This is a genomic window from Actinoplanes lutulentus (genome assembly GCF_003259845.1).
Lineage (GTDB): Bacteria > Actinomycetota > Actinomycetes > Mycobacteriales > Micromonosporaceae > Actinoplanes > Actinoplanes lutulentus.
Genome location: NZ_QLMJ01000008.1, coordinates 52051 through 76868 on the forward strand (window position 1 = coordinate 52051; position 24818 = coordinate 76868).

At 70.1% G+C, this 24818-nt stretch carries 22 protein-coding genes; 12 read left to right on the forward strand and 10 right to left on the reverse strand.

Going from position 1 to position 24818, the window contains the following annotated elements; genetic code table 11:
- Positions 1–110 precede the first annotated feature (110 nt).
- Both B0I29_RS18710 and B0I29_RS18715 read left to right on the forward strand, forming a co-directional pair.
- Positions 111–2039 carry an AfsR/SARP family transcriptional regulator gene (locus B0I29_RS18710; RefSeq protein WP_111650309.1) on the forward strand — a complete coding sequence of 643 codons (1929 nt, stop codon included), beginning with the start codon at positions 111–113 and terminating at the stop codon, positions 2037–2039.
- A 280-nt stretch (positions 2040–2319) separates the two neighbouring features.
- On the forward strand, positions 2320–2871 hold the full coding sequence (locus tag B0I29_RS18715; RefSeq protein ID WP_111650310.1) for a type 1 glutamine amidotransferase domain-containing protein: 552 nt from the start codon (positions 2320–2322) through the stop codon (positions 2869–2871).
- 52 nt (positions 2872–2923) lie between these two features.
- On the opposite strand, the gene B0I29_RS18720 is transcribed toward B0I29_RS18715, so the two are convergent.
- Complete coding sequence (locus tag B0I29_RS18720) at positions 2924–3838, reverse strand: alpha/beta fold hydrolase (RefSeq protein WP_111650533.1); 915 nt, start codon at positions 3836–3838, stop codon at positions 2924–2926.
- An 81-nt stretch (positions 3839–3919) separates the two neighbouring features.
- On the opposite strand from B0I29_RS18720, the gene B0I29_RS18725 reads away from it, so the two are divergent.
- The 6 genes from B0I29_RS18725 (at position 3920) to B0I29_RS18750 (ending at position 9436) form a co-directional block, all read left to right on the forward strand.
- Positions 3920–4867: a helix-turn-helix transcriptional regulator gene (locus B0I29_RS18725; protein ID WP_245972608.1), complete on the forward strand. Its 948-nt coding sequence runs from the start codon at positions 3920–3922 to the stop codon at positions 4865–4867.
- Positions 4868–4949: 82 nt separating this feature from the next.
- Positions 4950–5867 (forward strand): ABC transporter ATP-binding protein, encoded by a 918-nt coding sequence (locus B0I29_RS18730; RefSeq protein ID WP_111650312.1) that lies wholly within the window; start codon positions 4950–4952, stop codon positions 5865–5867.
- Positions 5864–6625 carry an ABC transporter permease gene (locus tag B0I29_RS18735; protein WP_111650313.1) on the forward strand — a complete coding sequence of 254 codons (762 nt, stop codon included), beginning with the start codon at positions 5864–5866 and terminating at the stop codon, positions 6623–6625. Before B0I29_RS18730 ends, B0I29_RS18735 begins: the two co-directional genes overlap by 4 nt.
- Positions 6626–6711: 86 nt before the next feature.
- Positions 6712–7323 carry an HIT family protein gene (locus tag B0I29_RS18740; RefSeq protein WP_111650314.1) on the forward strand — a complete coding sequence of 204 codons (612 nt, stop codon included), beginning with the start codon at positions 6712–6714 and terminating at the stop codon, positions 7321–7323.
- Between the two features lie 83 nt (positions 7324–7406).
- Complete coding sequence (locus B0I29_RS18745) at positions 7407–8627, forward strand: MFS transporter (RefSeq protein WP_111650534.1); 1221 nt, start codon at positions 7407–7409, stop codon at positions 8625–8627.
- 50 nt (positions 8628–8677) lie between these two features.
- A complete protein-coding gene (locus tag B0I29_RS18750) occupies positions 8678–9436 on the forward strand; it encodes a response regulator transcription factor (RefSeq protein WP_111650315.1) in 759 nt (252 codons plus the stop codon).
- A 64-nt stretch (positions 9437–9500) separates the two neighbouring features.
- Here the strand turns inward: B0I29_RS18750 and B0I29_RS47730 are convergent, their stop codons facing one another.
- Entirely contained in the window at positions 9501–10604 is a 1104-nt protein-coding gene (locus B0I29_RS47730; RefSeq protein ID WP_220091345.1) for a cellulose binding domain-containing protein, read from the reverse strand.
- Between the two features lie 175 nt (positions 10605–10779).
- Here B0I29_RS47730 and B0I29_RS18760 point away from each other — a divergent pair, with 175 nt between their 5' ends.
- Positions 10780–11544: an alpha/beta hydrolase family protein gene (locus tag B0I29_RS18760; protein WP_111650317.1), complete on the forward strand. Its 765-nt coding sequence runs from the start codon at positions 10780–10782 to the stop codon at positions 11542–11544.
- Positions 11545–11648: 104 nt separating this feature from the next.
- Here B0I29_RS18760 and B0I29_RS18765 read toward each other — a convergent pair whose 3' ends face one another.
- The 6 genes from B0I29_RS18765 to B0I29_RS18790 are packed head-to-tail and all read right to left on the reverse strand — an operon-like array spanning position 11649 to position 20037.
- On the reverse strand, positions 11649–13409 hold the full coding sequence (locus tag B0I29_RS18765) for an ABC transporter ATP-binding protein (RefSeq protein ID WP_111650318.1): 1761 nt from the start codon (positions 13407–13409) through the stop codon (positions 11649–11651).
- Positions 13406–15091 (reverse strand): ABC transporter transmembrane domain-containing protein, encoded by a 1686-nt coding sequence (locus B0I29_RS18770; RefSeq protein ID WP_220091346.1) that lies wholly within the window; start codon positions 15089–15091, stop codon positions 13406–13408. Before B0I29_RS18770 ends, B0I29_RS18765 begins: the two co-directional genes overlap by 4 nt.
- The gene (locus tag B0I29_RS18775) at positions 15088–16122 is read right to left on the reverse strand and encodes a FecCD family ABC transporter permease (RefSeq protein WP_111650319.1); all 1035 of its coding nucleotides are present in this window, start codon (positions 16120–16122) and stop codon (positions 15088–15090) included. The genes B0I29_RS18770 and B0I29_RS18775 overlap by 4 nt, the downstream gene beginning before the upstream one ends.
- Entirely contained in the window at positions 16119–17162 is a 1044-nt protein-coding gene (locus tag B0I29_RS18780; RefSeq protein ID WP_245972609.1) for a FecCD family ABC transporter permease, read from the reverse strand. The genes B0I29_RS18775 and B0I29_RS18780 overlap by 4 nt, the downstream gene beginning before the upstream one ends.
- On the reverse strand, positions 17159–18154 hold the full coding sequence (locus B0I29_RS18785; protein WP_111650320.1) for an ABC transporter substrate-binding protein: 996 nt from the start codon (positions 18152–18154) through the stop codon (positions 17159–17161). The genes B0I29_RS18780 and B0I29_RS18785 overlap by 4 nt, the downstream gene beginning before the upstream one ends.
- A gap of 20 nt (positions 18155–18174) precedes the next feature.
- The gene (locus B0I29_RS18790; RefSeq protein ID WP_111650321.1) at positions 18175–20037 is read right to left on the reverse strand and encodes a siderophore-interacting protein; all 1863 of its coding nucleotides are present in this window, start codon (positions 20035–20037) and stop codon (positions 18175–18177) included.
- A gap of 80 nt (positions 20038–20117) precedes the next feature.
- Between B0I29_RS18790 and B0I29_RS18795 the strand changes: the two genes are divergently transcribed.
- Together B0I29_RS18795 and B0I29_RS18800 are read left to right on the forward strand one after the other, a co-directional pair.
- Positions 20118–21740 (forward strand): AraC family transcriptional regulator, encoded by a 1623-nt coding sequence (locus B0I29_RS18795; RefSeq protein WP_111650322.1) that lies wholly within the window; start codon positions 20118–20120, stop codon positions 21738–21740.
- 64 nt (positions 21741–21804) lie between these two features.
- Positions 21805–22737 carry an SDR family oxidoreductase gene (locus tag B0I29_RS18800; protein WP_111650323.1) on the forward strand — a complete coding sequence of 311 codons (933 nt, stop codon included), beginning with the start codon at positions 21805–21807 and terminating at the stop codon, positions 22735–22737.
- Positions 22738–22877: 140 nt separating this feature from the next.
- On the opposite strand, the gene B0I29_RS18805 is transcribed toward B0I29_RS18800, so the two are convergent.
- Positions 22878–23669 (reverse strand): hypothetical protein, encoded by a 792-nt coding sequence (locus B0I29_RS18805; RefSeq protein WP_111650324.1) that lies wholly within the window; start codon positions 23667–23669, stop codon positions 22878–22880.
- 116 nt (positions 23670–23785) lie between these two features.
- Here B0I29_RS18805 and B0I29_RS18810 point away from each other — a divergent pair, with 116 nt between their 5' ends.
- Positions 23786–24340 carry a GNAT family N-acetyltransferase gene (locus tag B0I29_RS18810; protein ID WP_111650325.1) on the forward strand — a complete coding sequence of 185 codons (555 nt, stop codon included), beginning with the start codon at positions 23786–23788 and terminating at the stop codon, positions 24338–24340.
- Here the strand turns inward: B0I29_RS18810 and B0I29_RS18815 are convergent.
- A complete protein-coding gene (locus tag B0I29_RS18815; protein ID WP_111650326.1) occupies positions 24337–24801 on the reverse strand; it encodes a hypothetical protein in 465 nt (154 codons plus the stop codon). The two genes, B0I29_RS18810 and B0I29_RS18815, sit on opposite strands and share 4 nt — an antisense overlap.
- Between the last annotated feature and the right edge of the window lie 17 nt (positions 24802–24818).

Sequence of the window (24818 nt, forward strand, 5' to 3'; positions counted from 1 at the left end):
TGTTGTGCCGCCATTAAGCGCCGCACGATGTCGACGAAGAGTTGGCGAAAAGTAGATGCGCAGGTCAGCTCGGTGGCGACGGGTCGCAGCGACCGGCTTGAATAGGGGGCATGACAACACCTCTTCGGATCTCGGTACTCGGCCCGGTGCGGGCCTGGCGAGCAGACGAGGAGCTCGATCTCGGCACCCCGCAGCAGCGTGCCGTGCTGGCCACGCTGGTGCTGCGCGAGGGCCGGCAGGCCACCCTGGAAGCGCTGATCGACGCGGTCTGGGGTGACGATCCGCCGCGTACCAGTGCCTTGACCTTGCGTACCTACGTCTCCCGGCTGCGGCAGGTCCTCGGCGCCGATGTGATCGTCACGGCGGGCGGCGGTTATCTGCTGCGGCTGGAGCCCGGGACGCTGGACCTGGCGGACTTCACCGCGGCGGTGGCGCAGGCCCGCGCGTCGCGCGACCCCGGGGAGGCCGCCCAGCTGCTCCACGAGGCCGAAAGTTTGTGGCAGGGGCCGGCCCTGGCCGACGTTCCGGGTTCGTACGCCGCCGCCCAGCGTGTGCGGCTCGAGCGGGAACGGCAGACGGCCAGTGAGGAGCGGCTCGCCCTGGACGTGGCCTCGGATCGGGCGGGCGTGGCGGTGACGGAGTTGACCGCGCTGGTCGAGGAGCATCCGCTCGACGAGAATCTGAGCGGGCTGTACATGCTCGGGCTGTCCCGGACCGGGCGGCAGGCCGCGGCGATCGCCGAATACGGGCGGATCCGGGATCTGCTCGCCGACGAGCTGGGGCTCGACCCGGGTGCGGCGCTGCGCGACATCCACCAGCGGATCCTGGTCGGCGAGCTGTCGCCGGTTCTGCAGGCGGCTGGTTCTCTGGCGGCTGGTTCTTTGGCGGCCGGTTCGCAGCGGCCGGCTGCGGTTCTGCCGGCGGGCGGGATGCCGGCGCCGGCCGTGGTCGGTCCGGCGGCCGGGGTGCTGGTGCCGGAGCAGCTGCCGCTCGGCAACCGGGACTTCGTGGGGCGTGCCGCACTGCTCGACCAGCTCGCCGAGCTGCTGGTGACGCCGGGTGTCAGCGCCCCGGTCGTCGGCCTTGTCGGGCTCGGTGGCATGGGCACCAGCACCGTCGCCATCCACCTCGCTCACCGGGTTCGGCCGTCGTATCCGGACGGGCAGCTCTACGCCGACCTGCGCGCGGGCGGGGACGCCGGTGTGGTGCTGACCGGTTTCCTACGCTCGTTCGGTGTGCCGGCCACGGAGGTCCCGGACGCTTTGAGTGAGCGGGCGGCGTTATGGCGTACCGTCTCCTGCGGCCGCAGGCTGCTCATCATGCTGGACCATGTGGCAACCGCGGAGCAGTTGCGTCTGCTGCTGCCGGCCGGCACCGGCAGCGCCGCGATCATCACCGGCAGCCGGCGCATCCCCGACCTGCCGGTCACCCAGTGGGTCACCCTGCCGGCGTTCGAACCGGAGGAGTCCGTCGAACTGTTCCGCCGCATCGCCGGCCGCGACCGCGTCAACACCGAACACGACGCCGCCTTACGCTTCGCGGCGGCTTGCTCTCACCTGCCTTTAGCGGTACGCCTCGGCGCCGAACGCCTGGCCGCAAGGCCGACGTGGTCAGTGGCGTCAATCGGCGAACGCCTGCGGGTGGAGATGCGCCAGCCGGTCGCCCTGCACGAGGACTGCATCCGCGTCGAGGCCCCGTTCGAACGCGACCTGGCGTTGCTGCGCGCCGCCGACCCCTTGGCGGCGGTGGCGTTCGGCCTGGTCGCTCTCCCGGAGGCTGAGGAGATCACGGCCGCGGCGGCGGCCCGGCTGCTGGACCTGCCGGAGACCGAGGCAGAACGCCTGATGGAGTCACTGGTCGACGCGCACCTGGTCGAACCGGCCGGCTATCAGCGGTACCGGTATCACGAGATCGTCCGCTGGTTCGCCCGCCGCAAGGCCATCGCCGCCCACAGCCAGGCATATCGCGATGCGGTCCTGGCCAGACTCGGCGAGTCCGCCGAGTCGACGCTGCCGAAGCGAGCGCTGCGCGCCGTTTAACTAGGTGACAGGCTCGTTTGTCTAGATCTTGTGCACTTGAGCCGGCGGGGCAGCCCGAAAGGCACGAGAAGCCGCCTGGCGCCGGGAGTGGGCAGAGCGACGTACCGCGAAAAGTGGTTACACCTGCAGCGGGTGTAACACCACGCTGACCCTGGGCGCGCGGGGTGGCCGGCAGCATCCTGTTCATCGCGCAGCAGGGGGCCGGCCTGGGCGTCGGAGGCATGTTTTGGTGGGGCTGCGACGGGCATCGCAGTCGTATCGGATCGTGGAAAGGACAGTGATGACGATCTCCGTAGGTACACGAGTGGCTTTCCTTGTCTCCGAAGAGGGCATCGAGCAGGCCGAGCTGACCGAGCCCTGGCAGGCCGTCGAAAAAGCCGGGGCGACGCCGGCGCTGGTCTCGTTGAAGCCGGGCACCGTGCAGGGCTTCAACCACCTCGACAAGGCTGACACCTTCGACGTGGACGTGACTCTGGACGAGGCCCAGGCAGCGGACTACAGCGCGCTGGTCCTGCCGGGCGGTGTCCCCAACGGCGACCTCTTGCGTACGCAGAAACCGGCCGTCGAGTTCGTCAAAGCGTTCGCCGCCGCCGGTAAACCGATCGCCGTGATCTGCCACGGCGGATGGGTGCTCATCGAGGCAGGCGTGGTCGAGGGCCGCACCATCACGTCATGGCCGTCGCTGGCGACGGACTTCACCAACGCCGGCGCGACCTGGGTGGACCAGGAGATCGTGGTGGACACCGCCGGATTCCCCCTGATCAGCAGCCGCAACCCGGACGACCTGCCGGCCTTCACCGAGAAGCTGGTCGCCGCCCTGCCGCAGGCCTGATGCCGCACGGCAGAGGGTCCCGCTCATCACGAGCGGGACCCTCTGCCTTTCATCAGATCTGGTCCAGCCATTTCAGGATCGCCTGGGTCGTTTCTTCCGGCTTTTCCTGCTGGATCCAGTGGCCGCAGTCCAGGTTGACCACTTCCACGTTGGGCACGAAGTCGGCCAGCCGTTCGGATTTCGCGACCAGGTCGCGGTCGCCGTAGATCATGAGGGCGGGCTGCCGGATGACGGGGTCCACGTCGGCCAGCAGGTGCCAGTTGCGGTCCAGGTTGCGGTACCAGTTGATGCTGCCGGTGAAGCCTGTCGACGTGAAGGCGGCGGCGAAGACGGCCAGTTCGCTGTCGCTCATCACCGGCTCGCCGAGTGCTGTCTCCGCAGTGGCGAGGTCGAGCAACGACATCGGGGGCGCGTTCTTCCGGTACAGGTTGCGCAGGAACGGAACGGTGTTCTCGTCGAAGACGGCGTCCGCGACGCCGGGCTGCCGGTTGAAGTGGACGAAGTAGAAGTCGCCGCCGAGCACCTCTTCCATGACCTCGATCCAGGGTTTCGCACCACGCTCCTGGTACGGCAGGCTCAGGTTAACCACGGCGTTGACACGGTGGGGATGCAGCAGGGTCAGGCCCCAGACGACCATCGCACCCCAGTCATGGCCGACGAAGGTGGCGTCGTCGTATCCGAAGTGATCGAGGAGAGCGACGAGGTCACCTGACAGGTGCTCGATGTCGTAATCCGTCACGTCGGCCGGACGCGACGAGCTTCCATAACCCCGCTGGTTCGGGACGATGACGTGGTAACCCGCTGCGGCAAGGGCGGGTACCTGATGCCGCCATGAGTAGGCCAGCTCCGGCCAGCCGTGGCAGAGCACGATGGGTCTTCCCGCGTTGTGCCGACCGGCTTCGAAGACTTCGAGTTCCACACCGTTAACGGCGATGAGGGTGGGTTCGGGAAAATCCGGTGAGGTCATGCCGCCATCCTGCGGACCGAAACCGGTCATCCCCTGACCGCTTTCCTGGGGAGTCTTGTCAGTGTGCGAGCTGACCGGTTGATGGCCATCCTTCTTCTCCTGCAACAGCGGGAGCAGGTGACAGCGGCAGAGGTCGCCCGGGAGCTGGAGGTCTCCGAGCGCACCGCCCGGCGCGACCTCGACGCGCTGTCCACGGCCGGGGTGCCGGTGTACTCCCTGCAGGGCCGGGGCGGCGGCTGGCGTCTCGTGGGCGGTGCCCGTACCGACCTGTCCGGGCTGACCGCGGGTGAGGCCCGTGCCCTGTTCCTGGTCGCCGGCCCGGCCTCGGCGGCCACGCCGGCCGTGAAGGCCGCTCTGCGCAAGCTGGTCCGTGCCCTGCCGGAACCCTTCCGGCTGCAGGCCGAGGCAGCGGCGTCGTCGCTGGTCCTGGACCCGCAACGGTGGGGGTCGAGCCCGGTCGAGCCCCGGCCGCCACGCTTGCTCGACGACCTGCAGGACGCGGTGATCCGCGGCGTGCAGGTGCGGCTCGGCTACGTCGACCGCAGCGGCGCCGAGACCGAGAGAACCGTCCACCCGCTGGGCATCGTCGCCAAAGGGCCGTCGTGGTACCTGGTAGCCGGCACCGATGCCGGCCGGCGGACCTTCCGGATCGACCGGGTGTCGTCCGCCGGCCCGACCGGCGATCCCGTGCACCGGCCCGCGGACTTCGACCTCGCCGCCAGCTGGCGCGCGATCGCCGACGAGGTCGACCGCAAAAGAACACCCCTCGAAACCCAGGCCTTGTGTACGCCCGATGGCATAGGCGTGCTCCGGATGGCGTTCGGCGCCCGGCTCGAAGTGGGAGGCGCCACCACCGGCGGCCGCATCGAGGTCGTGATCCGCGGCAGCAACGAGTACGTCCTCGCCGGTGAGCTCGCCGGGCTGGGCGAATGGATCGAGGTGATCGGCCCCGCGACTGTGCGCGACCGCCTCGCCTCGATCGGCACCACACTCGTCGAGCGATACAGCCGGCTACCACCGTTGCAGTAGGGCGAAATGCCTGCGTACGGACGAGGCAGCGGGGCCTGCCGGCGAGCAACCATCGAATCCAGAAAGCGACAGGAGGCGCCTGATGATCCAGGTCAAGGAAGTCACGAAGCGGTACGGCGACAAGACCGTCGTCGACCAGCTGACGTTCACCGCCCACCCCGGCCAGGTGACCGGTTTCCTCGGGCCCAACGGCGCCGGCAAGTCGACGACGATGCGGATGATCGTCGGGCTGGACACGCCGACCACCGGTGAGGTGCTGGTCAACGGCCGCCGGTACGCCGAGCATGCCGCCCCGCTTCAGGAGATCGGTGTGCTGCTCGACGCCAAGGGTGTGCACCCGGGCCGCAGCGCCGCGAATCACCTGCTCGCCATGGCCCGCACCCACGGGATCCCGAAGAAGCGGGTCGACGAGGTCATCGAGCTCGCCGGGCTGACGAAGGTGGCCGGCAAGCGTGTCGGCAACTTCTCGCTCGGCATGGGCCAGCGGCTCGGCATCGCGGCGGCGCTGCTCGGCGACCCCGGCGTCGTCATGCTGGACGAGCCGGTCAACGGACTCGACCCCGAGGGTGTCCTGTGGGTGCGTAACCTGCTCGCCCGGCTGGCCGCCGAGGGCCGTACCGTCGTGCTCTCCTCGCACCTGATGAGCGAGACCTCGCTGATCGCCGATCATCTGGTCGTGATCGGCCGCGGGAAGCTGCTCGCCGACACCAGCGTCGCGAGCCTGGTGGCGCAGGCCGCGGGCGGTGGCGTGAAGGTCGGCACGCCCGCGACCACGCTGCTCGGCGTGCTGCTCGCCGGTCCGGACGTCACGGTCACCCCGGCCGGGCCGGAGGAACTGATCGTGTCGGGCCTCGACGCCCGCCAGATCGGTCAGATCGCCGCTGATCACGGGATTCCGCTGTTCGCACTCACCCCGCAGACGGTCTCCCTCGAAGAGGCGTTCATGGACCTGACCCGTGAGGCCGTCGAATACACCAGCAGTTTGGAGCTCGCGCGATGACGACGATGAGCCTCTCCCGCCGGGGTGTCCTCGCCGGAGAGTGGACGAAGTTCTCCACACTGCGCTCGACCTGGGTGACCACCGGCGTCTCGGCGCTGCTGGTGGTCGCTCTGGGCCTGATCGCAGCGACGGTCGGTGACTCCGCGACCGGGATGGACGCGGTGAGCCTCGCCCTGTCCGGGACGACCCTGGCCGCGCTCGCTGTCGGTGTCCTCGGGGTGCTGCTGTCGGCCGGCGAGTACTCCACCGGGATGATCCGGGCCACGTTCACCGCGGTTCCGGCCCGGCTGCCGGTGCTGTGGGCCAAGGCGCTGATCGCCGGCGGCACCGCGTTCGCGGTCATGACGATCGCCGCTGTCGTCGCGTTCCTGGCCGGGAACCCGCTGCTGGACAGCGGCCTGACCGCGCTCGGCCTCGGTGACGCGGGCGTGCTGCGGGCTCTGGCCGGTGCCGGCGCGTACCTGGGTCTGGTCGCCGTTCTCGGGGTGGCGCTGGGGATGCTGCTGCGGTCCAGCGCGGGCAGCATCGCGACGCTGGCCGGCGTCCTGCTGATCCTGCCGGGCCTGGTGATGCTGCTGCCCGGCTCGCTCGCCGAGTCCGTCTCGCCGTACCTGCCGAGCAACGCCGGCAGCGCGATCATGTCGGTGAACCCGTCGGACGGGTCGTTGTCACCCTGGGCCGGGCTGGCCGTCTTCACCGGTTACGTCGTCGTGACGCTCGGCGCGGCCGCGTACCGTCTGAGGAAGAGCGACGTCTGAGAAAGGCGCAACGCGCCGCACGCCGCCTGACGGATCCGTCAGGCGGCGTTCTTCATGGGGACAACGCTGATCGATAGCCTTCGCCTATGGCTTTGCGACCTGACGAGTTCCACGACCACGCCCTCGCCGCCGCGGACGATGAGCGCCGGCTTCCGCTGGCGCGGATGACGGGGTGGGAGATCAGCCCGTTCGAGCAGGAGGGGCTGCGGGTCACCCCGCTGCGCCCGCCGGTGCTGCCCGAGCCGCCTCGGCACGGTGAGGACCCGGCGGACTGCGGCAGCTGCGGCCGGCGCGACGAGGGCATCTGGTTCAACGAACGCTGGCGGCTGACCCGCATCGGTGGCCGCGGTGTGCCGCTCGCGTTGATGCTGATGCCCCGCGAGCACTACGACATGGCCGATCTCCCGGATGAGCTCGCCGCCGAGCTGGGGCTGCTCAGCGTCCGGATCGTGCGCCACGTCCAGGCGCTGGAGCACATCGCCCGCGCCCACGTGTATCGCCTCGGCGACGGTGGCGCGCATCTGCACATCTGGTTCTTCGGACGGCCGCAGGGCCAGTCGCAGATGCTGGGTTCGTGGCTGATGGTCTGGGACGACCTGCTGCCGGAATATCCCGAGCGGGTCGCCGACGCCGACGCGGATCTCGTGGTGGAGGCGCTGCTGGCGTCCTCCGGAGGCAGCCGCCAACCGCTATCGTGACCGTTGTGAATGCCTGCACACCCGGTTGCTGAGCACGCGCTGACGCATCAAGTCATCGCGTGCTGCCCCGGGAGGACTCCTCTGTGCTGCGTCATCGTGACTTCCGTTGCTTCTGGCTGGGCCAGACCGCATCCCAGTTCGGCGAGCACACCAGCCTGGTGATTCTGCCGCTGATCGCGGTCATGACGCTCGGCGTGAGCGCGAACCAGCTTGGCGTGCTGCGGGCGGCCGGGCAGGCCCCGTTGCTGCTGGTTGCGTTGTTCGCCGGGGTGTGGGTGGACGCCTGGCGTACGCGTACCGTCATGGCCTGCTCCGACCTGGCCCGAGCCGCGGTGATGGCGGTGATCGTCGCGGCCGCCCTCTGGGGCGGCCTCGGCGTGCCGGTGCTGGTGGCAGCCGCTGTCGTGGTCGGCACCCTGTCGGTGTTCTTCGATGTGGCCTATCAGGCGGCGCTGGTCCGGCTGGTGTCTCGCGACCAGTTGCTGCGGGGCAATAGCCTGGTGGAGGGAAGCCGGTCGGCGGCGCAGATGGGCGGCCCGGCGCTCGGTGCCGCGTTGGTGGCGTTGTCGGCGCCGGTCGCCGCGACCGTCAGCGCGGTGCTGTTCGCGGTCTCGGCGTGGTGGATCGGCCGGATCCGGGTCCGGGAGCCGATCGCGCGGCGGCCCCGGCTGCGCGAGGGCGTGCGTTTCATCACCGGCAGCCCGGTGCTGCGCGCGATCTGCCTGGCGTCGGCGGCGTTCCAGTTCGCGTTCGCCGCGACGATGACGGTCTACCTGCTCTTCCTGCCGCGCCAGCTGGGACTCCCCGGCCCGGTCATCGGCGTGGTGCTGGCCGCGACGGGTGCGGACGCGCTCGGTGGGTCACTGCTCGCGGCGCGGCTGCCGAGCCGTTTCGGGTACGGCCCGGTGCTGGTCACGGCCGCTTTCCTTGGCGACGGCGTGATGCTGATCGTGCCCGCGCTGCACGGCGATTCCGCCGCGACCGTGGCGATTCTGATCGCGGTCAACCTGGTCTTCGGGATCTTCGGCCAGCTGGTCAACGTCACGGTCATGGCGGTGCGCCAGGCGGTCACGCCGGCGGCGCTGCAGGGCCGGGTGGCCGCGACGATCACCTTCGCCGGCATGGGGACGACCCCGCTGGGGTCGCTCCTGGGCGGTCTTCTCGCTGCTCACACCGGCTTGGGTACGGCATTGGCACTCACCTCTGCGGCAATGCTGCTGTCGCCCGTGGTGATAGCAGCATCACCGCTGGCTCGTCTGGACCATGACCCTGCGCGATATCCGTTGGTAACAGTCCGCGATTAGCGTGCAGACCAGCGCAGCTCCACCGGCGCCGCCATGATCGGAAGGGTGCCATGAATCTCCTCCTGCTCACGGACAGCCAGCTCGATGTGCTGCCGGTACTCGACCTGCTCCCGCACGCCGTCAAGGTCGCGCCCCGCGACAGCTGGGCGGAGGCGATCAAGGAGCCTGATCTTGCCGTGGTCGTGATCGACGCCACCGGGCAGCTCAGCCAGGCCCGCGCGACCTGCCGCGCGCTCCGCGCCAGCGGCATCACCGCTCCGCTGATCGCTTTGGTACGCGACGCCGGCCTGGCCGCGATCGGTGTCGACTGGTGCATCGACGACTTCGTCCTGACCACGGCCGGCCCCGCCGAGGTGGCCGCCCGGCTGAGCCTCGTGGTGGGCCGGCGCGGGCTGGAGAGCACCGCCGGCGAGGAGCTGATCCAGATCGGCGACCTCACCATCGACCCGCACAGCTACGTCACCCGGCTGCGGGGCGAGAACCTCGCGCTGACGTACAAGGAGTTCGAGCTCCTGAAGTTCCTCGCCCAGCAGCCCGGCCGGGTGTTCAGCCGTGACCAGCTGCTGCGTGAGGTCTGGGGTTACGACTACTTCGGCGGTACTCGTACCGTGGACGTGCACGTGCGTCGCCTGCGGGCCAAGCTCGGGCCGCGCTGCGAGACGATGATCGGCACTGTCCGGCAGGTCGGCTACAAGTTCGTGATGCCGTCGAACGGGCGCGGTGCTCCGGCCCGGGCGTACAACGACGGGCTGACCGCTTCCGAGGTCGCGTGGGACGAGTCGCTGATCGCGATGACCGCGCAGCCTTGATCCTTTAGATGTGGTGGGCCGGGCGGTTCGCCCGGCCCACACTTCACCTCAGCTGTAGTTCATCTCAGCTGTAGTTGAGCGAGAAGCTGTTCACGGTGAAGTTCGACTGCCCGGCGGTGCCGGTGATCTCGAAGCCGAACTGGGCCTCGCCGACCGTCACGTCACCCCACCAGTTATTGGTGCGCAGCCAGTTCAGCACGGCCAGGACGTCGATCGTGCCGGCGTTGGTGTTGGTCCGCACGAACGAGAAGACCGCGTTCGCGCCGTTCGAGCCCCGGTACACGTTCCAGGTGTGCCCGCCGACCGACAGATTGCGGACGTTCGGGACCGCGCCGTTCGCGTCGTACTGCTCCGCGATCGGACCCACCGCGCCGGCCTGGTTCGTCCAGATCATCACTTCGTACGCGTGATTGTTGGCCCAGATGTCGTACGCGGTCGTGTAGTCGCCGCTGCTGGGCACACTCACGTTGAACGAGCTGCTCAGCGTGGACAGTGAGCTCAGCGTCCGGTTCAGCGTCTTACCGGTGTTCGGGTACGACTTCACGCCGCTGGTCCGCGGGTGGTTCGCGACGACACCCCAGTTGGTGCCGGTCCGGGCCCAGATCGTCTGCGTGCCGGCGCCGGAGCCCCAGATGTTGTTGTAGAGCGTGTACCCGTTGCTGGTCCACGACGCCCACTGCCCGGAGTCGACCCAGGCCGCGTCCGAGGGCACTCCGGTGCTGGGCTGAGTGGTGGCTGACGGGCTCGGATTCGTCACACCCCCGGTGCAGGCGGTTCCGTTGAGCGTGAAGGACGCCGGGACCGGGTTGCTGCTGCCGGTCGACACGCCGTTGAAGCCGAACGACGCGGTGCCGTTGGTCACGATCGACCCGTTGTACCCGGCGTTACGCGCGGTGACCGTCGATCCGGACTGGGTGAGCGTGGTGTTCCACGCCTGGGTCACGGTCTGTCCACCGGTGTAGGACCACACCAGCGCCCACGAGGTCAGCGGATCGCCGAGGTTCGTGATGGTGACGGAGGCGCCGAACCCGCCGGACCATTGGCTGGTCACGGCATAGTTGACGCGGCATCCGGCGGCCGCGGCGGCCGGCATGACCGCGACCAGGGCGGTGCTTGCGGTGATGGCCGCGGTCGCGGCCAGGGACAGGGCGAGGGTACGTCTGGACATGGCTGGTCCGATCTCGTGGGGATCACTCAGTGTTCGTCGAATCGCTTCGACTGCCCGGATGGGGATTTCCTGGACAAGGGTGCGAGATTGCGTAGATGTTACGCGGGAGCGCTCCCGGACATCAAGGAGCATCTATTCGTCGCCCGGCTCCGGATGGCGCCCTTAAAATCCAGGCGTGCCCGAACGCGTGCGATTCGCCAGTAGCCGAGGACCCGAGCTCGCCGGGCTCATCGACCCGCCCGCCGAGCCGGTTCGCGGCTGGGGCGTGTTCGCCCACGGGTTCGCGCTCAGCAAGGACTCGCCGGGCGCATCCCGCACGTGCAAGCAGCTGGCGTCCGAAGGCATCGGGATGCTCCGCTTCGACGCGCTCGGCCTCGGCGACTCGGACGGCGACTGGGGCGACGGCTCGTTCGACGTGAAGGTGGACGACGTCGTCCTGGCCGCCGAGTTCCTGACCGGACGCGGGACCCCGCCGGACATCCTGGTCGGCCACTCCCTCGGCGGCGCCTCGGTGATCGCCGCGGCAGGCCGGGCACCCAGCGTCCGGGCGGTCGCGACGATCGGCGCGCCGTTCGAGCCGAAAAACGTGGAACGCCACTACGAAGCCCTCGTCGACCGGGTCCTCGAGGACGGCCACGCCGAGTGGCTGGTCGGCGGCAAGGCGCTGATCCTCAAACGCAGTCTCGTGGAGGACTTCCGCCGTGCCGAGCTGCGCCATCACGTGGTGGAGCTCGGACTGCCCCTGCTGGTGATGCACTCCCCCACGGACAGCACGGTGGACGTCGCCAACGCCAGCCGGATCTTCCAGGCGGCACAGCATCCGCGCAGCTTCGTGTCGCTGGAGGGGTCGGACCACCTGCTGACCGCTCCCGGCCAGGCCCAGCGAGCCGCCCGGGTGATCAGCGCCTGGGCCGACCCTTATCTGCCAGGACAGAAATAGGCGGCGTCCGGCCGGGGCGAGCGCGCACGGCCAGGTTGCTGCCGGGTGCGCCCGGACCGGAAATGGTCGAACTGGCCCAGGTCATCGATTGACGCCGTTCCCGCTCAGGCGCTGCCTCGGCGGGAGTCCCAGGCCTCCCAGAGCCGTGCGTAGATGCCGTGTGCGGAGAGGAGTTCGTCGTGGGTGCCCTCCTCGGTGATCCGGCCGTGCTCCATGACCACGATCCGGTCGCAGGCGGCGGCCTGGGACAGCCGGTGGGCGATCACCAGCCCGGTGCGACCGGCCAGGGCTGCATCGGTGGCACGGTCGAGCAGGCCGGCGTGGGCGGATCCGGCCTCGGCGGTGGCTTCGTCGAGGATCGCCAGGTCCGGGTCGGCGAGCAGCAGGCGGGCGAGCGCGAGCTGTTGTGCCTGGGCGTCGGTGAGCGGATGTCCGCCGGCCCCGACCACGCTGTCGAGGCCGTCCGGCAACAGGTCGAACAGACCGGCTGATCCGGTCGTCTCCATGGCGTCCTCGATCTCGCGGTCGGTGGCATCCGGTGCGGCGAGCGTGAGGTTGTCCCGCAGGGAGCCGGCGAACACGTGCACCTCCTGGGTGATGACTGCCGTGCGCTCCGGCCGGGCCACGGTTCCGGCATCGGGTGGGTGGATGCCGGCGATCACGGTGGCGAGTGTCGTCTTACCCGCCCCGGAGGCGCCGACCACGGCTACGCGTTCACCGGAACCGATGTCGAGGGTGACAGCGTCGAGCACGAGCGGGCCGTCGTCGTAGCTGAACGCGACCTCGTGCAGCCGGACGGAGGTACCTGCGCCGGGCGCCGGGCTCGGGCCAGCCGCGGCACCCGCCGGGCTGGGGCCGGCCGCGGCATCCGCCGGGATCGTGGCGACGCCGATCATGCGGCTCAGCGAGGCGAGGGCGGACTGGAGGGTGTCGATGACGAACAGCAGTTGGTTGACCGGTCCGAGCAGGCGCAGCACGAGCAGCATCGCGGTGGTGGCGGCGCCGACGGTGGAGGTTCCACCCTCGATCAGGACGAACCCGACGACGAGCACGGCGGCCAGGCTCAGGCACTCGCCGACGTTGAGGCGGGCGTTGAGCATGCTCTGCACGGTCCGGGCGCGCAGCGACTGCACCGCGACACCCCAGGAGGCGGCCATCACTGCGCGGTGGCGTTGCTCGGTGAGCCCGAAGCCGAGCACGGTGGCGTATCCGCGCTGGGATTCGAGGATCTGCTGCGCGCGGGCGCTCATCGCCGCCCGCTCCGCGCGGTACACCGGCGGGCCGGTGCGCAGATACCACCGCATGGCCAGCACGTAGACCGGCAGCACGACGGCGAACGCGGCAGCGTAGGGCCATTCCAGCGCCGCGAGCCCGCCGAGCGACACGACGATGGTGAACGCGGTGACGGTGACCACCGGGATCACCGCCGGGGCGGCATCGGCGACGGCGGTCACGTCGTCGCTGGACCGCGAGATCAGGTCCCCGGTCCCGGCGCGTTCCACCCGGTGCTGCGGCAGCGTCAGAGCGCGGGCGACCAGCTGTTCGCGCAGCGCGGCGAGGATGGCGTGGTACGCGCGGGTGGCCAGGACGATCGTCGCCGCGGTGCCGGCGGCGCCGAGCACTGCCGCGACCGCCATCGTCGTGGCGACGGTCAATACGGTGCCGAGGCCGGCGGTACCCGTCTGGACCCGGTCGACGAGGAAACCGGCCGCGACCGGCCCGATCAGGTCGACGGCGGCGCTGACGATCCCCAGGCCGGCGACGGCGGCGAGCCGGAGCCGATGCCCGCGGCTGAGCCGCCACACCTCCCGCGCCGTCTCCCGGCCACTCGCCACCGGCAGTGCCTGCTGCGTCGTCGCGGTCATGGTGTCCCCGGCTTGTCGAACACGGATTTGTCGAGCGCGGTCCTGTCGAGTGCCGGCTCCTCCCCGAGCAGGTCGACGACGCGGTCGCAGGCAGCGAGCAGCGCCGGGGCCGAGGCGATCAGCAGCGTCGAGCGGCCCGCCCGGGCACCGCGCAGCCGGCCCGCGATCGCGTGCTCGGTGACCGCGTCGACAGCGGTGGTCGGGTCGTGCAGTACGAGCACCGGCGCGTCGCTCGCCAGAGCCCGGGCGAGCGCGATGCGCTGCCGCTGGCCGCCGGAGAGGCGGTTGCCACCCTCACCGGCCGGGACGTCGAGGTCGGGGGCGAAGTCGTCGCACGCCGCCGCGCGCACCGCGGCGTCCACCCGCTCGGGCGCTCCCGCGGTCACGGCGACGTTGTCGCGGAGCGTGCCGCTGAACAGCGTGGCGCGGTGCGGTGCGACGGTGACCCGGGAGCGGAACTCGGCCGGGGACAGCTCACGTGCCGCGACCCCGTCGAGCCGCGTCTCGCCGCCGCCGGCCCGCGGGTCCAGCAGCGCCTCGACGAGGCGGGCGGCGGTCTTGTCGCCGGCGCGCACTCCCACCAGTTCTCCGGGCTCCACCCGGATCGTCGCTCCTGATGCGGACACCTCCAGTGCCGGGAGCGCGGTGATCTCCCGTACCCCGGTGTTGGTGGTCTTGGGTGTTGAAGTGGCCTTGTCCCTCAGCACGTCGAGGATGTGTGCGGCAGCGGCGCGGGCGTTGGCCAGGTTGGGGATGGAAATGCTCGCGATCGCCTGGATCTGCGGCAACAGGGCCTGGGCGAGGCCGACGGCGGTGATCAGCCCGCCGATGCTCAGCTGCCCGTCCACGGCGAACCAGCCGGCCAGCCCCATCACCGCGGCGACGAACGTGCCGCTGACCACGCCCGAGCCCATGAGGAACCGTCCCAGCAGGCCCGCGTTGCGCGTGGCGCCGACGAGGGTCAGCCGGCTGGCCTGCCGGTACCGTCGGGTCGCCTCGGCCTCGGCGCGTACGCCTTTGACCACCCGGTATCCGGCGACCAGGTCGGTGGCCTGCCCGACGGTGGAGGCCAGCAGTGCCTGGTACTCGCGGGTGTCCCGGGAGAGCCGCCCGCTGAGCACGCCCATCAGCCAGACCGCGACCGGTGCCCCGATCAGCACCACGAGTCCGAGCAGCCAGTGCGTCACCAGCAGCGATGCGGCGATGAATCCGATGGCCATGATCCTCGAAACCGGGATGATCACCAGGATCACCGCGTTGGACAGGCGCGCGACGTCGTTCGTCATCACCGAGACCACGCCGCCGTCCGGCGCGTGGGCGGCGCCGCCGGACGGATGCAGCACGCCGATCGAGAGGGTGCCGCGGATCCGGTGCTGCAGCAGCTGCACCGCATGAGCGGTCAGCCGCAGTGAGAGCCCGGCCGCCGCCGTCAGCGCGATGTAGAGGGCGGCCAGCACACCGAGCCACAACCCCAGCTGTCCGGCGTTCCCGGTCGCCAGCGCCCGGTCGATCGCGAGTCCCATCACCACCGGGACCGCCGACTCGCCGACCTGCCACACGATCGCCAGCAGCATCGCGGGGATGGTGACCCGTGGCAGCGAGAAGATGACGCGAGCGACGAACCTCCGGGGACGCTCGTCCACCCCGACCTCGAACGGAGGGACCGCGGGCGGCGTGTTCACAGACGCCTCCTGGCTTCGACGAACAGCAGCCAGCCGAGGTAACCGCCGCCGAGCATGACGGTGATGATCCCCACCGGCAGCGGGGTCGGGGCGACGTGCTGGGCGATGTAGTCCGCCGCCAGGCACAGCAGCGCGCCGGCGAAGGCCGCGGGTGCGAGGGTGATCCCGGCGGTACGGGCCAGCCGGCGGGCGATCTGCGGCGCGACCAGCGAGATGAACGCGATCGGCCCGGCCGCGGCGGTGACCGTCGCGGTCAGCGCCACGCCCACCACGATCAGTCCGAGACGGGTCGGCGACACGCGTACCCCATGCGAGGCGGCCGCGTCGTCGCCCAGTTCCATCTGCCGCATCGGCCGGCTCAGCATCGCCGCCAGCAGCAGAAGTACGGCGATGCAGGCGCCGCCGATGACGACCTGGCCCCAGGACACACCGTTGAGCGAGCCGGCACCCCACGCGGCCGCGGCCATCGCCTGTTCCAGATCGGCTTGGAGGATCAGCCACGTGTTGATCGACCCCAGCATCGCGGAGACGCCGATACCGACGATGATCAGCCGGAATCCCCGCGCCCCTCCCCGGTAGGCGAGCAGGTACACCACGACGGCAGTGGCCATGCCGCCCAGCAGCGCCCCACCGACGAGCTGTAGGTAGCTGCCGTTGACGACCAGGATCACGATCAGCGCGCCGGTGTAGGAGCCCTGGGCGAACCCGATGATGCCGGGGTCGGCGAGCGGATTGCGCAGCATCGACTGGAACACCGCCCCGCTCACCCCCAGCGCGGCACCGAACACCACCGCCGCGGCGACCCGCGGCAGCCGCCACTCGACCACGATGTCGTGCACCAGCCCGCTCTCCCCACCGGCCAGCGCGGAGACCACCTGCCCCGGGCCGAGCTGATACGAGCCGGTCATCAGCGCGAGCACCGCCACGGCGGCGACCGCGGCCGCGAGGACCGCGCAGACGACGAGCGAGCGCCGGTCGAGGCGTACCGCGACTCGCCGGCGCCGCAGCACCAGCACACCGCGCGCGCTCAAAGCCCGCTCGCTTTCTTCCGCCGGACCAGCACGATGAGGACGGGGGCTCCGACGAAGGCGGTCACGATGCCGACCGGGATCTCACCGGGCCGCATGACGACGCGGCCGAGGATGTCGGAGGCCAGCAGCAGGCTCGGGGCGAGAAGGATGCTGTAGGCGAAGATCCAGCGTTGATGCGGGCCGACGATCCAGCGGGCCACGTGCGGGACCATGAGTCCGACGAAGCCGATGGGTCCGGCGAGCGCGGTGGCGCCGCCCGCGAGCAGCGTGAGCGCGATGATCGCGAGGACCCGGGTACGCGCCAGGCGGACGCCCTGCGCGGCGGCGAGGTCGTCGCCCAGGGCCATGGCGTTGAGCGAGCCCGACACCGCGAGGGCGAGAACGAGTGCCACCGCGAGGAACGGCAGGATCGGCCACACCAGATCGAGCGGGCGGCCCACGATCGAACCGGCGTTCCAGGATCGCATCGCGTCGAAGGCTGCCGGGTTGGTCAGCTGGAGCGCCTCCCGGGCGCCGCCGAGCACCGCGCCGACGCTGACCCCGGCGAGCACCATGACCACCGGCGACTGGCCCTGCCGGGTCGACCCGAGCGCGAGCACCAGGAGCGTGACGATCAGTGCTCCGGCGAACGCGAACCACATGTAGCCCTGAATGTCGGAGACGCCGAGCACACCCACGGCGACCGTCACCGCGAAGGACGCACCGGCATGGACACCGAGAATGCCCGGATCGGCCAGGGGATTGCGGGTGAGCGCCTGGATCAACGCGCCCGACAGGCCGAGCGCAACCCCCACGATCAAACCCACGACGGTACGCGGCAGCCGGTAGTCGCGGATCGCGAACTGATCGATGTCGGCCGCTGGATGGAACAGGGCGTCCCACACCGCAGACGGCGCGATCGACGTCGATCCGATCATGACGCTCAGCACCAGCAGAGCCAGAAGAGCCAGCAGTGCTGCCACCAGGCCGAGCAGACGGCGACGCGGTCCGGGCGCCGTGATGGTGCCCGGACCGTCCCGCCGGAGGGCGAGGGTTGTCACTCCTTGGCGGCCAGGGACGCCAGTGCGGTGTCGAGCGAGTCCAGGTACTGCAGGACGGGCCCGTAGGAGTTGTTGCCGGGGCAGAAGACGCCGAGCGCACGGCCGGAGGTCACGGTCGGCAGCGCTTTCCAGGTGTTGGATTCGGTCACCGTCGCGAAGGCCTTCTTCGGCTGTCCCGCGGCGTCGACCGGGTACAGGATCGCGTCGTACTTCGACAGTCCGGCGATCTGCTCGAACGGCAGGTCCGCCCAGCCCAGAGGATCGGCGCCGGCGGCCGCCTTGGGGGAGTTCAGGCCGATGTCGTCCGCGGCGATCTCGATGCAGCCGAAGTCGGTGATGACGAACGTACCGGGATCGGAGTTGTCCCAGCGGTCGACAGCGACGAACTTCGTGTCCGCGATGATCTGGGGGTAGGTCTCCTTGATCTTCGCGACCTTGCCCTGGAACGCCACCTTCTGCGTGCTCAGCGAGTCGGTCAGGTTGCCGGCCTCGGCGAGCGCGTCGGCGAAGGCCTTCCACTCGGTGTCGAGCCCCCAGAAGACCGTCGGGGCGATCGTCTCCAGCTGCTTCTTGATTCCCTCGAACTCGGCGTCCGGTACCTGAACCAGAATGAGGTCCGGCTTCAGGCCCGCGAGTTTCTCCAGGTCGATCTCGGCGGTGTCGGCACCGAGTCTGGTGGCCGCTTCGTACGTGGCCTTCTGGTCCGCGGGAATGGGGTCGAGCTCGGACGCGGAAAGCTCCGTGACGCCGATCGGCTTCCCGCCGATGTCGATGAACGGCTGACTCGTGTTGCCGAGCGCCACCACGCGCTGCGGGTCGGCGGGGATCGTGACGGTGCCGTTGCCGGCCGTGATGGTACGGGTCGTCGCGGCCGGGGCGGCGGTGCTGCCGGTGTCCTTGTCGTCGCTGCCGCAGCCGGTGAGTACCAGTGCGGCACTCAGCAAGGCGGCGGACAGGGCCTTGTTACGGCGTACCCAAGGGGTTGTGGTCATAGGGGTGTTCTCTTTCTTTTTCAACGGGGTGAGGGTGCGAGTTCGTGGATGGTGGTGCCCCAGCCGACGGTGTGCGTGGCGCTGCGAACCAGTCCGGCTCGGGTGATGACGGCGTCGAGTTCGGTGCCGGTACGCAGGCCGGAGCCGTGCACGGCGAGGGCGAGCAGATCCGCTTCGCCGTCGTGTTCGTCGAGGTCGCCGGTGTCGAAGAGGTCCTCGACCAGCAGCACCCGGCCACCCGGGAGGAGGTTCTCGGCGGCCCGGCGCAGGGCGTGGGCGGCATCGGCGTCGGCCAGGTTCTTGAAGGCGCGGATGACGAACACGGCGTCGGCGGCCGGGCTGGGCTCGAAGACGGACTGCTCGGCCACGCTGACCCGCGCGCGCTGCTGCTCGTCGGGAATGGTCGCGGGCAGGTCGCGGCGCAGCCAATCGGCCTGGGCGGGCAGCGCGCAGATCGTCACGTGCAGGTGCGGGTGCGCGGCGACGAACTCGCGTGCCTGGGCGCCCGCGCCGCCGGAGTGCAGCACCAGGTGCCGGACACCCTTGAGGATGTCGGACGCGGCGATCGGTTCGGCCAGCGTGGCCTGGAACAGCGCGAGACGTTCCAGGTAGCGGTCCTCGTAGTCCTGTTCGGCGCGCACCTCGGCGAAGGTCTGCCCGGTGACCGAGGCGTAGGAGGCGCGGCCGGTGCGGATCGACGCGGTGAGTCCGTGGATGCCGAGCATCTCGCGTCCCACCACGCCGGCCGGGTGCAGAGCGTTGATGACGAACTCGACGGTCAGGACCTCACCGACCGGCGTCAGGCGGTAGTGGTCCGGCTCGGCCGGGGTCAGGATGTCCAGGGTGTGCAGGTAGCGCAGCAGTTTGCCCAGCGCCCGCTCGTCGGCGCCCACCTTGACGGCCAGGTCCGCGACGCTGGTCACGCCCCGGGAGATCAGCTCGGGCACCCCGAGTTCGACGGCGGTGCGGATCGCCACCGGCGCGATCAGCTCGGTCAGATCGTGCAGCCGCTCGAACGGTGTTCTCGTCTTCTCGGGGTCGGGCACCGCGGCGTCCTGTTCCAGGGCGACGACCTCGCCGCGACGCCAGTACCCGATGAACTCGATGTCCTCCTTGGGCACCGCGCGGTCCTCGACCAGGTGGCGCCGGATGTCGCGGACCGCGGCCTGTTGCCCGGCGATCCAGGCGAACGGCCTGCCGTCCCACCAGCCGCAGTTCCGGACCGCGTCCAGCAGGTGGGTGGTCGTGCCGGCCTCGGCGCCGTCGCGGACTAGCCAGGTCACCTCGACGCCCGGCAGCTCCCGCAACTGCTGGCGGTCCTCGTTCGCGGCGATCTCGATGAGGACCTGGGCCCTCGTGTCCTCGGGCAGTTCTTCGAGCAGACGGGCGATCGCGGGGATCGTCGTGTCGTCGCCGGCGACCAGGAGCCAGTCCGCGTCGTGCGGGAGCGCACGGGACGCACTCGGGCCGAAGAAGTGGATGCGATCACCGACCTGGGCGCGGTACGCCCAGGTGGTGCCCACGCCGATGCCGTGCTTGACGACGTCGATGTCCAGCTCCCCCGCTGCGGCGTCCCAGCGCCGCACGGTGTAGATCCTCGACAGGGGCCGGGGGTCGCGCGGCAGGTCGACGCCCTTCTCCGTCTGCACGGGCAGCACCGGCTCGCTCTGGCCGGGGTAACAGAACACCAGCCGGATATCGTCGTCGAAGCCCGTCGAGTCGAACGCCGGCCGAGGGAAGCCGTTCGCCGAGGTGAACTCACCCAGCTGCGCACCGGCCAGCGTGATCCGCCGCATCCCCGGCGTCAGATCGGCCACCCGGACGACCTCGACCTCCCGCAGGGTCAAGGGGTGCACGGTGATCCGGCGTGAGGTCTTCGGCATGGTGAAGGCAATTCCTTTCGGGCTAAAGTTAGGTGAGCCTAACCTCCAACCGTGTGCGCAGATCGCCATATAGTTAGGACATGGTGCGTGTTGATCTACCGCCGCCGATCCCTCGCGTACGGTCGACCGGCCTCTGGGACCAGGCCGAGCATCTGCTGCTCTGGGTCCGCACCGGCTCGGCGTGCGTCCTGGTGGGGAACAATCCGGAGTTCCGGCTGACCTCTGGCCAGGGCGTCTGGATTCCGGCGGAGGCCGGCAATCATTGGACGATCGTCACTGAGCCGGGCACCGTCGCCTTCCCGCTGCTGACCCATCCGAGCATCGCGGCCGAGGCCTTGTCCGAGCCGAGGCGGTTCGTGGTTCCCGATGGCTGGCAGGACTGGCTGATCCAGAACTTCAACCTCATGATCACGCCGCTGGCCAGCCACGGACACTCCCAGGACGCGCTCGCCGATCTGCTGCGCCGCCCCGGGACACACTCTCCGGAACCGGTGCGAACCGGGAACACCCCGCCGTGCACGGTCGATCCGCCGATCATGCCGAAAGCCGGCGCGGCCCGAGAAGTGGCCGACGAACTGCTCCGGAATCCCGCGCTCGACCTCACCGTGGCGGAATGGGCGGAACGGGTGCTGTCCAGCCCGCGCACTCTGCTCCGCGACTTCCGCGCTGATACCGGGCTGAGCTTCGAGCAGTGGCGGCTGCGCTGCCGGCTGAACGCCGCTGTCGAGTACCTCGCGGCCGGATACGGCGCCGGTCGAGTGGCGGCACGCGTGGGTTTCGCCACTCCCAATGGTTTCGCTCGCGCGTTCAAGCAGCAATACGGTCAGACCCCTCACGAGTTCGGCCGGGACCTCTCCGTCCGGCCGGTCGCGAGTGGGCTGACACACCGCGCGGTGGCGGCACGCCAAGCCGACGACCTGATGCGCATCGTGCGCGCGGAGACCACCCCCGCCGTGCCCGACATGCTGCCCGCGGCCCGCACACCGTCACACACCAACAACGTCCACGTGCTGATCTGGACGTACCGCGGCAGCGGATACCTGGACATCGGCGATCACCGGTACGAGCAGGAGCGAGGCGTCGCGACCTGGATCCCCGCCGGCTCGGAGCACACCACGGGTGTCCGCGAGAACTCGATCTCGCTGCCGCTCGGCAACGCCGGCACCGGGGCCCTGCAGCTGACCGCACCGCTGCGGGCCCAGTTCTCGCCCGCCTGGGACGACTACCTGCTGTTCTGCTCCATCAGCGCCCGCACCCCGGTACGTCCGGACGACTACGACCCCGGCCACATCCTCGATCTGTTCGCCGATCAGGTCGCCGCACAACGAGCGCTGTCGGTACCGATGCCGGCTGACCCCCGGGCCCGGGCAGCGGCCATGAACTACCTGCGCAGCATCGGTACGTCCGGCGGTTCAGAGCTCGACGTGCCCGCCGGCACCCATCAGGCCTTCCGCGAACAGACCGGCATGAGCTTCGCCCGCTGGCGCTACGCCGCCCGCATGCGCATATCCCGCGACCTGCTCGCCGGCGGCGCCAAACCCAGCGCCGTCGCCCGCCGGGTCGGGTACGCCCACCTACCGACCTTCAGCGCCGCCTTCACCCGCTTCCACGGCCTCTCCCCACGGGACTACTTGGCACGCGAGTTCGACCGGCGCGGTGGCCACCATCCACTAGAGTCGGCAGGGTTGGATCCGCACCGATGATCCGGTGGAGTCCCGGCTCACCGATCACGCGCAAGATCCCCGCCATCACTGTGGAGGGTCTTGCATGTCTCAGAACGCGGGCGTCAAGCTACTGACCGTCGTCGCGCCGGCCAAAGACGAGGGCTGCAGCCCTACCGGCCTTGTCGGACGACGATTGGCACGCCAGCTGCTCGCCACCGGCGACCCGGTACGGGTGCTCGCGGAGCCGGACGAATGCGACGGCTGGCCGGACGGCGTACACGTGGTGGCAGGTTCCATCAGCCGGCCGCTGTCTTCCGGCGAGATTCTGGCCGGCGTCGACGCGATATTCCTGGCCGGTGCTCATCCCTCGACCGTCGCAGCGTCACTGACGCTCGCTCGTGACGCCGGCGTCCGGCGGATCGTGGTGCTGTCCTCCCACGGACCGGAGTTCGAGCAGTGGAACCCGCCGGAGACGTGGTACTGGCTCGCCATCGAACGAGCCGTGGAGCGGTCCGGCATCGCGTGGACACACATCCGGCCGTCGGCTGTGATGGGCTCGATGTTCAGCGGAACCTACCCCGCCACCGGTTCCACCTGGCCGGACTCCATCCGCGCCGAGGGGGTGGTCCGCGAGGCGTTCCTCGACGATGGGTGTTACCCGTTCATCCATGAGGACGACCTGGCCGCGGTCGCGGCAGCGGCGCTGTGTACGGACCGCTACGACGGTTCCATCCTTGAAGCGGTGGGCCTTCCGCTGGCCACGCGTTCACGCGTACGCAGCATCGCCGCCGCCCTGGGGCGTGACATCCGCGCTGTCGAGGTGCCGGCCGACGAGAGCCGCGCGGTCTGGCAGCGCGACGGCTGGCCGGACGGCGCCATCGACGTCACGTTGTACGGCCTGCAGGAGTACGGCTCCCGCCTGGCCGAACTGACCGAGTGGACCCACGCGCAACGCCCCTCCGTCGCCGACATCATCGGCCGCCCACTACGCACCTACGACGAATGGGCCGCCGAGAACGTCCACCTCTTCCGGTGAGGCATATCCGCTGATCCGCCTATGGCCCCAGTTGATCTAGTGAGTTTCTGGTCGGCATGACGGCCCAACGGCACAACATCGCGGTCGCGCCGAGCCTTCGATGCTGCCGGGAGTGCAACGGATCGCGACGGGCGGGACCGTCAGGCCTTGGCAGTGCGGGCCGCCTCCACCACCGTGCGCATGTCGGTCACCTGGTCTGCCGACGGCTCCTCAATCTTCGGGTAGCCGGCGCCGATCCCGGTCAACTCGACGTAGTCGCCCGCCCACGTGTCCCATCGGATCGGATAGGGCTCGCCGGACGTGGCCACGCGCGCGCTCATCCCACCCTGCTTCGTTGATCCCATCGTCAGAACCGGCACACCGTCGACCTCGGACGCCGCGCCCTTGATGACGGTTCCGGCCGGGACGTCGAAGTCCGCGACGAGTCCGTCCCTGCCGAACACGGCGCCGAAGGTCTTCGGTGACGAGGGAATCCGGATCCATTTGTCGCCGGCGGCTGCGATGGTCTCCTGCGGATCGTCGTTCTCGGTGAGGAGCTTCCAGTATTCGGTGCTGGGCTTCATGTACTGCGTTCCACCGACCATGAGGATCTCCGCGGTGGCCTTCTCCAGGCCGTTTTCGAAGCCGAGCCGCGTCATGCCGATGAGATCGTCGCCTACCGCCGTGAACTCGGCGTAGACCCGTAACTTGCCGGCCATCTGGTAGCCCGAGAACTGGAACGACGGCGCGCCGGCGAGCGCCTGCTGGGCGCGGTCCAGGATCAGTTCCGCGGTGAGCGCCTCGATACCGTTGGAGGCCGGCGCGACGGACGCCGGCGCGACGGACGCCGGCGGCTCCGGTGCGGCCAGGCCGGCCGGTTCGGCTTTCTGGCAGCCCGTGAGGAGAAGACTGGCGGTGGCCAAGGCGGCGACGCCCGCCCGGAATGCGGTCACTTGTTCCCCCATGATCAAGATGAAGCGGCCGAACCTTAGCAGTCCTCGATGGACCTACGGCGCTTCCCGGAGGTGAAAAGCTGTCGAGAGCTCCTCGACAGATCGGCGGAAACAGCATGACCGCACCCACCAGCGACGTGACCCTGCGCCACTCCGACGGCGAGGAAGCGCTCGACATGCGCGACCACATTGTCCCCATCTATGCCGCGACCCGCGCCCACCTGCGCGACAACCCCTTCTACCAGCCGGAGAACTTCTGGTCCCGGCTCATCGGCACGCACGCCAAAACCCGCGACTTCGACCTGGTCACGGCCTGGATCAACACCACATGCATCGGGTACGCCTTTGGCAGCCCCAGTGCCGCCGACAGCGCTCTCGAAAACCAGCTGAAAGCCGCGTTCCCCGGCACCGAGCCGGCCGGCCCGGTCTATGTCTTCCGCGAGTTCTCCGTCGACCCGGCCCATCAGCGGCACGGCCACGGCGCCCGCATCCACGACGAGCTCCTGCGCGGACGGCCCGAGCGATTCGCCCGTCTGCTGGTCCGCGCCGACAACGAGCCCGCACAGGCCGCCTACCGCCGATGGGGCTGGGTCACCATCGGCACGGAGCAGCCGTTCGAGAACTCGTCCCCCTTCGACGCGATGGCCCTCGAGATCCGGCAGAGGATCTAGGTGCCGTCCTCCGGCTGCGCCTGGCGTTCGGCGCGCAGTGCGTCCAGCCGGGCCTGGGCACGCTGGACCGCATCTCGTGACCGTTCCAGGAACGCGTCGCTGCGATCAAGGCGCGCGACCTCGCGCGTGAACGCCCCCTGGATCCGGTCCAGCGGATCAGGCTCGCCGGGGTGGCTGTCGCGCTCGTCCAGCAGACGCTCGCGGACGCTGGCGTTCGCCTCCCGGCCGTCCGCGATCGCCTCGCGCTCGTCGGCGCGGCGTCCGCGCTGCTCCGCCGAGACCTCGCGCTCCGCGACGAGCCGTTCCCGCTCCTCCACCGCTGAACGCCGGGCGCCCAGCGCCGTCTCCTGGCCGGCCAGCCGCTGTTCCCTGGCCTCCAGCAGCCGTTCCCGGGCATCGAGTTTCTGCTCGCGCTCGTTCAGGTGGCGGTCGCGCTCGTTCCAGCGGTCATCGGGAAACACCGTCTGATCGTAGTTCC

Coding starts and splice junctions, on each gene's coding strand:
- B0I29_RS18710 (WP_111650309.1), top strand. CDS start 111: ATGACAACACCTCTTCGGATCTCGGTACTCGGCCCGGTGCGGGCCTGG.
- B0I29_RS18715 (WP_111650310.1), top strand. CDS start 2,320: ATGACGATCTCCGTAGGTACACGAGTGGCTTTCCTTGTCTCCGAAGAG.
- B0I29_RS18720 (WP_111650533.1), bottom strand. CDS start 3,838: ATGACCTCACCGGATTTTCCCGAACCCACCCTCATCGCCGTTAACGGT.
- B0I29_RS18725 (WP_245972608.1), top strand. CDS start 3,920: ATGGCCATCCTTCTTCTCCTGCAACAGCGGGAGCAGGTGACAGCGGCA.
- B0I29_RS18730 (WP_111650312.1), top strand. CDS start 4,950: ATGATCCAGGTCAAGGAAGTCACGAAGCGGTACGGCGACAAGACCGTC.
- B0I29_RS18735 (WP_111650313.1), top strand. CDS start 5,864: ATGACGACGATGAGCCTCTCCCGCCGGGGTGTCCTCGCCGGAGAGTGG.
- B0I29_RS18740 (WP_111650314.1), top strand. CDS start 6,712: ATGGCTTTGCGACCTGACGAGTTCCACGACCACGCCCTCGCCGCCGCG.
- B0I29_RS18750 (WP_111650315.1), top strand. CDS start 8,678: ATGAATCTCCTCCTGCTCACGGACAGCCAGCTCGATGTGCTGCCGGTA.
- B0I29_RS47730 (WP_220091345.1), bottom strand. CDS start 10,604: ATGTCCAGACGTACCCTCGCCCTGTCCCTGGCCGCGACCGCGGCCATC.
- B0I29_RS18765 (WP_111650318.1), bottom strand. CDS start 13,409: ATGACCGCGACGACGCAGCAGGCACTGCCGGTGGCGAGTGGCCGGGAG.
- B0I29_RS18785 (WP_111650320.1), bottom strand. CDS start 18,154: ATGACCACAACCCCTTGGGTACGCCGTAACAAGGCCCTGTCCGCCGCC.
- B0I29_RS18790 (WP_111650321.1), bottom strand. CDS start 20,037: ATGCCGAAGACCTCACGCCGGATCACCGTGCACCCCTTGACCCTGCGG.
- B0I29_RS18795 (WP_111650322.1), top strand. CDS start 20,118: ATGGTGCGTGTTGATCTACCGCCGCCGATCCCTCGCGTACGGTCGACC.
- B0I29_RS18800 (WP_111650323.1), top strand. CDS start 21,805: ATGTCTCAGAACGCGGGCGTCAAGCTACTGACCGTCGTCGCGCCGGCC.
- B0I29_RS18810 (WP_111650325.1), top strand. CDS start 23,786: ATGACCGCACCCACCAGCGACGTGACCCTGCGCCACTCCGACGGCGAG.